General features: G+C 59.4%; 11 protein-coding genes and 1 pseudogene. 6 read left to right on the forward strand and 6 right to left on the reverse strand.

Translation table 11 applies throughout. The annotated features are described in order from the left end of the window. A pseudogene (locus P6F26_RS19505) lies at nucleotides 1-205 on the forward strand (hypothetical protein); the annotation flags it as partial. A gap of 34 nt (nucleotides 206-239) precedes the next feature. Here the strand turns inward: P6F26_RS19505 and P6F26_RS19510 are convergent. The 3 genes from P6F26_RS19510 to P6F26_RS19520 all read right to left on the reverse strand — a co-directional run bounded on the left by P6F26_RS19510 (nucleotide 240) and on the right by P6F26_RS19520 (nucleotide 2,185). Continuing rightward, nucleotides 240-764 carry a pentapeptide repeat-containing protein gene (locus P6F26_RS19510; RefSeq protein ID WP_278030378.1) on the reverse strand — a complete coding sequence of 175 codons (525 nt, stop codon included), beginning with the start codon at nucleotides 762-764 and terminating at the stop codon, nucleotides 240-242. After that, complete coding sequence (locus tag P6F26_RS19515) at nucleotides 730-966, reverse strand: TFIIB-type zinc ribbon-containing protein (RefSeq protein WP_278030379.1); 237 nt, start codon at nucleotides 964-966, stop codon at nucleotides 730-732. The genes P6F26_RS19510 and P6F26_RS19515 overlap by 35 nt, the downstream gene beginning before the upstream one ends. 112 nt (nucleotides 967-1,078) lie before the next feature. Continuing rightward, entirely contained in the window at nucleotides 1,079-2,185 is a 1,107-nt protein-coding gene (locus P6F26_RS19520) for a S1C family serine protease (protein ID WP_278030380.1), read from the reverse strand. Nucleotides 2,186-2,425: 240 nt separating this feature from the next. On the opposite strand from P6F26_RS19520, the gene P6F26_RS19525 reads away from it, so the two are divergent. Continuing rightward, nucleotides 2,426-2,659, forward strand: a complete 234-nt coding sequence (locus P6F26_RS19525; RefSeq protein ID WP_278030381.1) for a hypothetical protein — start codon at nucleotides 2,426-2,428, stop codon at nucleotides 2,657-2,659. 151 nt (nucleotides 2,660-2,810) lie between these two features. Next, nucleotides 2,811-3,095: a hypothetical protein gene (locus tag P6F26_RS19530; protein ID WP_278030382.1), complete on the forward strand. Its 285-nt coding sequence runs from the start codon at nucleotides 2,811-2,813 to the stop codon at nucleotides 3,093-3,095. Nucleotides 3,096-3,126: 31 nt separating this feature from the next. Here P6F26_RS19530 and P6F26_RS19535 read toward each other — a convergent pair. Next, nucleotides 3,127-4,295 (reverse strand): IS3 family transposase gene (locus P6F26_RS19535; protein WP_278030383.1). Its coding sequence is split into 2 segments (ribosomal slippage): nucleotides 3,127-4,031 and nucleotides 4,031-4,295, totalling 1,170 coding nucleotides; the frame shifts between segments, so codons are not numbered across the junction. A gap of 168 nt (nucleotides 4,296-4,463) precedes the next feature. Here P6F26_RS19535 and P6F26_RS19540 point away from each other — a divergent pair. Continuing rightward, the gene (locus P6F26_RS19540; RefSeq protein WP_278030384.1) at nucleotides 4,464-5,930 is read left to right on the forward strand and encodes a sensor domain-containing diguanylate cyclase; all 1,467 of its coding nucleotides are present in this window, start codon (nucleotides 4,464-4,466) and stop codon (nucleotides 5,928-5,930) included. 1 nt (nucleotide 5,931) lies between these two features. Here the strand turns inward: P6F26_RS19540 and P6F26_RS19545 are convergent, their stop codons facing one another. Further along, nucleotides 5,932-6,435, reverse strand: a complete 504-nt coding sequence (locus P6F26_RS19545; protein WP_347403052.1) for a BLUF domain-containing protein — start codon at nucleotides 6,433-6,435, stop codon at nucleotides 5,932-5,934. Between the two features lie 675 nt (nucleotides 6,436-7,110). On the opposite strand from P6F26_RS19545, the gene P6F26_RS19550 reads away from it, so the two are divergent. Together P6F26_RS19550 and P6F26_RS19555 are read left to right on the forward strand one after the other, a co-directional pair. Beyond that, on the forward strand, nucleotides 7,111-7,527 hold the full coding sequence (locus P6F26_RS19550) for a response regulator (protein ID WP_278030386.1): 417 nt from the start codon (nucleotides 7,111-7,113) through the stop codon (nucleotides 7,525-7,527). Then, complete coding sequence (locus tag P6F26_RS19555; protein ID WP_278030387.1) at nucleotides 7,514-7,921, forward strand: response regulator; 408 nt, start codon at nucleotides 7,514-7,516, stop codon at nucleotides 7,919-7,921. Before P6F26_RS19550 ends, P6F26_RS19555 begins: the two co-directional genes overlap by 14 nt. A gap of 190 nt (nucleotides 7,922-8,111) precedes the next feature. Here the strand turns inward: P6F26_RS19555 and P6F26_RS19560 are convergent. Next, nucleotides 8,112-8,687 (reverse strand): IS6 family transposase (locus P6F26_RS19560; protein ID WP_278030388.1); only part of this gene is annotated, 576 nt, incomplete at its 5' end.

The raw sequence follows: 8,687 nt of genomic DNA on the forward strand, positions 1-8,687 counted from the left end.
TGGTTTTAAACCACTTGAAGGGGCTGGGTTGGGTCATGCGCCGACGCTACCGAGCCCCCTGCCCCGCCTCAAGCCGGGTTTCTCTGACAGAGCCCGGGACGGGATTGTCGCCACGATCGGCCTTATCTGCGGCGGCGCCTCCGTGCTCCTGACCGCAGCGATCCTGACGTCTCTCGCCGCCGGAGCGGAGGCTATGATCCACTGAACGGGGCCAAACGGCTGCACGGACGTCAAGCGCCCTAGTCGCAGTCAGAATTGTCCATGGTTTCGTTCGGCATCTGCGTGTTGCAGAGCCGCCCTTCCTGAATGTCGGTCTCAATGAGCGTCGCATCTTCGAACACCGCACCACGCAACTCAGCATCTTGGAAAGACACGTTGATCAGGCGCGCCCCGCTGAAACTGACCCCGTTCATGTCGGCCGACGCAAAGGACACGTTCTCAAGGATGGCGAAGTCGAAGATCGCGATGTTCAATGCGCTGCCGGAAAACTCGACATTCCGAAACGTCGCTTCTGTCAGATCGACACCGGTCATTCGTTGATTGCTGACGTCCAGATCCTCGAAACTGCAACCGCGGCACTGTCCAAGCATCCGAAGTTGGTCACGGCCGCCGGCCTCTTGGGCCGTGGTGATGCCAGTCGGAAAAAATACGAAACCGAAAAGGGTCCCGACAAGGGCTGCGGCTTGAACGACGCCCACGCGAAATGCTTGCTGCACCGGAATCTCGACTTCAGAAATCGAACAGGTCGCCGAGGAACGACTCACGCTTCTTTTTGTGCGGACGCGCCCCATGATCGTCGCGCGCGTAGGTGGAAGTGGGCGCAGGTGCCGACGGCGCCGTCCTCTCGATGATCTTGTCGAGTTCGCCGCGGTCGAGCCAGACGCCACGACACTTGGGGCAATAGTCGATCTCGACGCCGCTGCGCTCGGCGATGACGAGCGTTTCTCCGTCCACAGGGCACTGCATGAGGTCCACCTCTCCTGGTCATTCCATTTGTTTCTCTGTGCAGAGATAAGCACTTGGAGACCGCTTCCAACCGGCAGCGGCCAAAAGGCGCGTCAACGGGTGCGAAAACCGCTCACAAACGAGGATCCGCGAGGGTCGTAGGGACATCGACTGCGGTGCCATCGCGAAGCATGCGGATCGTGATGGTCTCGCCGGGCGCATAGGCGTCGAGCGCATCGCTCAGATCGGCCGAGCTAGCGATGTCCCGGTCGCCGATCCCGACGATTATGTCCCCGGGCACCAGTCGTCCCGACGCATCCTGACGCGCCGCGCGCAGCCCGGCCCTTTCCGCCGGCGATCCCGGTTCGACGCCGAGGACCAGGACCCCCTCCAGCCCATGCATCGCCGCCAGCCGGTTGATGCGGTCGGAATGCCGGATGCCCAGAACGGGCGGACGGTACGTGCCTGTTTCTATCAGCTGCGGCACGATCCTGTTCACCGTGTCGACCGGCACCGCGAACCCGATCCCGGCACTGGACCCCGATGGGCTGAAGATGGCCGTGTTCACCCCGATCAGCCGTCCGGCGCTGTCGATCAGTGGGCCGCCCGAATTGCCGGGGTTGATCGCGGCATCGGTCTGAATCAGGCCCTCGATGGTCGCGCCGCGCTGCGTCGGGATCTCGCGGTCGAGCGCCGAAACGATGCCCGTGGTCAGTGTCCAGTCGAGGCCGAAGGGATTCCCGATAGCCAGAACCGACTGGCCGACGCGCAGCGAACTGCTCTCACCCACGGGCAAGGGCGGCGGCGCGTCCGGCCCTGCATCGACGCGGATGACGGCCAGATCGTGCTGCGGAGCGGTCCCGACAAGCTGCGCTTCGAGGACGCGCCCATCCGCGAGACGGACCCTGGCCCCGGAAGCACCGCTAATCACATGATTGTTGGTCACGATATGACCCCGGTCGTCCCAGACGAAGCCCGAGCCGGTGCCGCGGGGCACATCGACCGCGCGCCGCGACCATGGATCGAGCACACGCTCCTCGGTCGTGATCGACACCACAGAATTCCGCGAGGCCTCGAAGAGCGCGATGGTCGTTTCTTCCTGCGGGGCCAACGCCCCGCGCGGAGCGATCTCGCGCGGCTCCGGCGGACGCCATGGCGCATCAAGAACCAAGAACGCGGCAGTACCCGCCAAGGCGGCCCCGATCAGGAATGCGCGCCATTTCCCAAGATCACTGAACATGCAAATCGTCGCGGGTCTTCTTTCTGGCAAGATCGATGTTCGTATCGAGAGAAAGGTGTTTTCGACTGGATTTCAACCGGTCCGACCATCAGGACGCCGAACATACGATGCGGGGATGGACACTGGCGCGCGTCCGCACTCGCAGTCATCCGGCACGAGCCCTATGCCGACGGCATGTCTCGGCTTGCTACCCTCTGGCGGGGTGATTGTGCCCTTGCCAACGCCTTCTGGACCTGGGCGGTGACCGTTGGCCTTATGGTCAACGTGGTGACGGGTCTGCTTTTCCTGATCCTTATAACGCAGGATCTTGCTTGGGCCGCGCTGCTCATCGGCTACGGGGTGTCGCTTCCCTACAATACCGTGGTCCTCGTGGGCGTATGGCGTGCGGCGGCCCGCTACGATGGTCGGACCATCCATGTCGATCTTGCCCGCGGCGCGACCGTGGCACTCATGGCGGCGTTGAGCCTGACGTGACCGGAACACCTGCGCAGGCGCGCCCAAGGCTCGCTCCTTTGCGCGAAATGTTCCTTCCTTCTCGACAGCGTTTCGCGGACCGCCGGAGGCCATGGCATTGCGCTCAGGGAGAATGCCTCCATAGGGCCGCTTCAATATCGGCGAGGAACAGGTGCTCGTAAGCGTCCCGGTCCCGTGGAAGTTCCGCAAACGGAAGGACGGCCTTGCAGGTCACGTTCTGCGGCGGCGAGCCGGCTACGTCTGCGCGGAAAACGATGCGCAAGACGGCGACTACCCTTTCCTGAACGTCGAAGGTGCTGGCCAGATCCTCGATCTCATCTTGCGCGCGAAATGCCGACACATCGAGCTGATCGGGATGGCGGTGTGCCCGCAGGAACCATTCAGGATCGAACGGATCAAATGCTGGCCCCCTGACATCGACCCTGCCGTAGACTGACCTGCCCCAATGAAGTGGTCCGGTTTCAGTCTTAGTGCATCATGGGTCTGGGAGCTACGGCCGGGGTGGCCGGCGAAGCGGCTCCGGATGGCGGAGCCGGCCACTGCAGAACCTCGGGTGCTGGCGGCCGATAGCCCAACGATGAGTGCGGGCGCTTGGTGTTGTAGTGCTGGCGCCAGCTCTCGATGACGATCCTCGCCTCGGCCAGGCTGTAGAAGATCTCGCCGTTGAGGAGCTCGTCCCTGAGCTTCGCGTTGAAGCTCTCGCAGTAACCGTTCTCCCATGGACTGCCCGGCTCGATGTAGGCTGTCCTGGCGCCGACCGCGGCAATCCATTCCCGCACCGCCGTGGCCACGAACTCCGGGCCGTTGTCGGACCTGATGTGATCCGGGACGCCCCGCAGAATGAACTGGTCCGACAGAACGTCGATGACGTCGGTGGATCTCAAACGTCTGTCGATCCGGATCGACAGGCACTCCCGGGTGAACTCGTCGATCAGGTTGAGCATGCGGAACTTCCTTCCATCATGGGTCCGGCTCTCGACAAAGTCGTAGGACCAGACATGGTTGGGACGCTCGGGCCGCAGACGGATGCAGGATCCATCGTTGAGCCAGAGCCTCGACCTCTTTGGTTGCTTCTGGGGAACCTTCAGCCCCTCCCGCCGCCAGATCCTCTCGACCCGCTTCACGTTCACGATCCAACCTGCCTCGCGCAGCAGGGCCGTGATCCGCCGGTAGCCGTAGCGGCCATACTGGGATGCGAGCGCGATGATGTCCGCTGTGAGCGCATCTTCATCGGGACGACCGCGCGGAACCTTCCTCTGGGTCGAGCGGTGTTGACCGATGACACGGCAGGCGAGCCGCTCGGAGACCCCGAACTTCTGCCTGACATGGTCGACACAACGGCGCCGACGGGCGGGGCTCAGAAGTTTCCCGATGCAGCCTCCCGAAGGATCAGCTTCTCCAGCGTGAGATCCGACACGGCCTTACGCAGCCGCTCGTTCTCCTTCTCCAGCTCCTTCAGACGCTTCACCTGGTTCGTCTTCAGGCCGCCATACTCCTTGCGCCATCGATAATAGGTGAACTGCGTCACGCCGATCGACCGCACCGCCTCGGCCACCGACTGGCCTTGCGACACCAACACGTCGACCTGCCGTAGCTTCGCGACGATCTCTTCGGGCTTATGCTTCTTCTGGGGCATTCCTTCGTCCTCCAACTGGCTCGAAAGCCTACTTCAGGGAGGACCACTTTTCAGGGGGCAGGCCACAGGTCACGTTCCTGACATCAAAATTTCATTCTAAGTTCTCTTGGGTCACGCACAGCTAGCCATCAAGCAACATCTCACACCAAGCAATTGTTGGAGACCCGTGTGCCCCAGAGAGAAGTTGAGGATCACGGTGCAACCTACGCATCGCTGATATCCGAACACGCAACCGACTCTATGATAATCACAGACCCAGCGGGGAAGACGCTCTGGGTCAACAAGCCGTTCACCAAGATGAGCGGTTATAGTCTTGGTGAGGTTATTGGAAAGTCTCCTGGCTCGTTGCTGCAGGGACCCGAGACATGCCAAGCGACCATTGCAGAGATACGTCGAGCCTTGAGCGAACAACGGTTCATCCGAACTGAGTTGCTCAACTACACCAAAGCAGGAGAGCCCTACTGGATCGAAATGGCGATTACGCCCATCCACGACGAGGAAGGTGCACTCACTCACTTTCTTTCCGTTGAGCGGGACATAACCGTTCAAAAAAAGCTCATCTCAGATACCGAAGCGGCGCTGCTTCATGAACAAGAACGGCGAAAGGAGCGCCGTGTGTTGTTCCAGATGTCGGAATGGCTCTTTGCGTCTCAATCCATGGAGGAGTTGCAGCAAGTAGTCCAACAGGCCATGCCGCTCTTGTGCCCTCGAACCGACGGCGCGCTTTACATATACTCCAATTCGCGAGATGCCCTTGACCGTGTCTGTACTTGGGGTGAAACGGCGGGCGACACTCACCTCCATGCCGACCAGTGCTGGGGGCTACGTCGTGGTGAGCCCTATGGTTACGGCAATTCTGAAATCGACTTTGCTTGTGACCATGTAGGCAGCAGTGATCATCCCTACCTTTGTGTACCCATCATTGCTCATGGTGACATTATTGGTCTTCTTCATATGATGGTCTCAGACAAAAAAATCGACCGCAGAAATCTTGAGGAATCCCGGGCCACCTTTGCACCAATTCAGGAAGTTGCACAGCTTTGCGCCAAACAGATTAGTCTCGCCGCAGCAAACGTGAGACTCCAAGCCGAGCTGCAGGACAAGTCGTCAAAGGACGCCCTCACGGGCCTTTGGAACAGGCGTTGGTTCCTCGACACGGCGGCAAGAGAAATTCGGCGCTTTCGGACAAACGATGGCCCACTCTCATTGGCACTTCTTGATGCGGACAACTTTAAGCGCTTTAACGATGTTCACGGGCATGATGCCGGAGACACCGTTCTCAAAATTCTAGCGGCGCATCTCTTGGATATTGATCACCCGAACGTAAACGTTTCTAGAATTGGCGGTGAAGAATTCGCAATACTCTTTGCGGGACTAGATCGTGAGCAGGCTCGTGTTGCCGTTGACCAGCTGCGTTCTCAGTTGTCCGAGGCGAAGATTGTCTACTCGGGAAATGCTCTTCCAAGGGTTACCGTGTCGGCAGGGATCGCTGAGTTGCAACCGAACGAGGCGCTCCAGTCCTGGATGAAGCGGGCCGACAAGGCACTGTTTCAGGCAAAGGCAGGAGGACGTGATCGTTCCGTCGTGGCCGAGCTCGAGCAAGAGCCAACTCATCATAATATTGGGCTTAACTAGTCTAGCTCTTCTTTGGCTCTGTGCGGGCGTTACCGAACCGGTTCTGGCCCAGAAAATCGTTGAACACGGCTTCGGCTAAATTGAGAGCAAGAACGCCGTTCGAAGCTTTAGCCGAACGTCGGCTCTTCAATTCGGCCAACGATACCATACGACCGTTTGTGTAGCTGAGTATCTCGGCCGGGCCAGCAAAGCCCATGGCCCATTCAGAAAAACACCTTTCGTTCACTTCGCCGGTCCACATGAGCGCAATAGAAGTATGCCGCGAGTCTGCTTGGATCCTTCTGAAGAGGCCATCTACTTTCTCTTTCTCACCTTCCAAGACCTGAAAAAATAATTGATCATGATACATGAGAATACCAGATATGTGATCGCGTAAATTATTACGCGCAGATGTATTTAATATATCATCCAGGAATTCTGGCGCCATCTTGAAAAGACATACGCTACAGTATGCGAGTTGGTATACCACGGGGGGCTCCACACCGAACGTCAGCGGGGTTTCCACTGGAAGGTTGGAGAAACCGTATGGTTGGCCGGATGACCAATGTCAATGAGAGCCGGAGACTGAGAAAAACCTGATTGGATTGCCATTGCTTTCGCTGCGCCCTGAACGGCAGCGGTCATTAGTTTGTTATGGAATATTAGCAGGTTCGCAAGTGACGCTGCAGCGATACCCGCCGCTGTCGATCGTGTGCACCACGCGCGTCACCAGTCATTCGCGGTCAACCTCGGATCGGAAGCCCGACAGGACCATGCGCCCCCCGGCATCACAAGAGACAATCGTGGTGTCAGACCAATTCGAACTCGTTGCAGCTAAGACGCCTACGAACAGGCTTCTTGAACGTCCTGAAATACTTGAGCAAAGTGCAGGTGCTGGCAGACTAGTTCTTACCAGTCCCAGCTAGGCCATCTCCGAGGACCATGCGCGCAGCATTGCCGACGTCGACAAGGTGTTCGATGAAGTCCGCTCGGCACGCCTCGAGGTGGAACAACTACCCGTGGAAGCCTGAACCGGACGCAGAATATCTCCAGTATTTGAGGAAACCATATGGTCGTCCCCGCGTTGTACCGAACGTTGCCGCTTGTGCAAAGAAGGACGAGGCAAATGCATGATCATCACGCGACAGCATCCAACGGAGCTTTGGCAGCAAAGCCAAATAGCGCTGCGTATTCCGGCTGAATGTCTGAGCTCGTCCCGATCCCACAGCCCGAGTTGGAGCCTGTCACCACAGTACTTGTGGTGGAAGACGAAGTGCTTATACGGCTCGATGTAGCGGAAGAAATTCGACTGGCAGGCCTGGACGTCCTTGAGGCGTCCTCAGCAGAAGAAGCACTCGATCTTCTCGCAGCCGGCTCTCGCGTGGACGTCGTATTCAGCGACTACCAACTGTCCGGGACGCTCGACGGCTGGAAGCTCCGCAGCATCCTGAAAGAGCGGCATCCGCATCTGCATTTCATCCTTACGTCGGCGCAGCGCCCGCCCGGAGATGTCAAGGACGCGCAGGTCCGCTTCTTCCCCAAACCCTATCACGCCCCGTCCGTTGTCGATGCGATCTCAAAGGTTACGGAGGAGACGGACAGCGATGGATCAACGTGACGGCAGCCTGCAATCGGTCCTCATCGTGGATTCTGACGCCGTGGTGCGCGCCTCCCTATCCACCTACTTGCGAGACTGCGGACTTCGCGCGATCGAGGCCAGCGACACATCCGAGGCCAAAGCGGTACTCACGCAGGACGAACCACAGATCGACATCATCCTGTGCGACACCGGTACAATCGGCACGGAGCCGGGGTTCTCGTTCGCCCAATGGGTGAGGACAAACCGTCAGGATGTACCGGTGCTGCTGGCCGGCAATGTCGACAACGCGGCTTCGCTTGCTGGCGACCTTTGCGAGGAGGGGCCTCAACTCGCCAAACCCTATGATCCGTCCCTCGTCGTGGACGCGATAAGGCAGGCTCTGGCGCGCAGGGATCAATTTTCGGGATCATGAAACGAATGCTCGGGCCACTGCGTCTCTCGCAGCACGTCCGGCATAGGTCAGCCGCCAAAACATCGCGTACTCAGGCCTTGCGCATGGCTCGGCCCAGCCCTTCCGATGCAGATCGAGGAGCGTGGACTCGTCTGCTGGGTGGTGTCAGACGAATTCGAACTCGTCTCTACTAGGACAGTGACGCTGCTCTTTACTCCGCGCAGAGACCGCGCCACTCGGCGAGAGCAGCTGCGCGGTTGGCCTTGAAGTTGGGTCTGCTGGAGAGGCTGCGATCCAGATTGAAGTGGTTGGTGACGGAGGCGTGGACGGAGGCGAACTTCTGAAGACTTCGCATCCGTCGGAAGCGGAGCATCGCCCGCTCCCGTCGTCGGAACGGCAGGTGCGAGTTCTCCGCCCGATTGTTCAGCCAGCGACCGGTCTCCTGCAGGTCTTCAACACGAAGATCCTTCAGGGCCGCGCCGTACGAACGCAGCCTATCCGTCACGATCGCATCAGGCTTCCCGTGCTGGCGCATCGCTTTCCGGAGGAATTTCAGGGCAGCCTTGCGGTCCCGCGTCTTCGTGACGAAGCTTTCCAGCACCTCACCTTCGTGGTCGACGGCCCTCCAGAGATAGTGCCGCTCGTCATTGATCTTCACGAACATCTCATCGAGGTGCCATCGCCAACGACTTGATCGCATGCCCTCGATCCGGCGTTTGCGGATCTCGGCAGCGAACGTCGGCCCGAACCGATGCCACCAGAACCGCACCGTCTCGTGGCTGATCTC

The organism is Roseicyclus salinarum (assembly GCF_029624655.1).
Classification (GTDB): Bacteria; Pseudomonadota; Alphaproteobacteria; order Rhodobacterales; family Rhodobacteraceae; genus Roseibacterium; species Roseibacterium salinarum.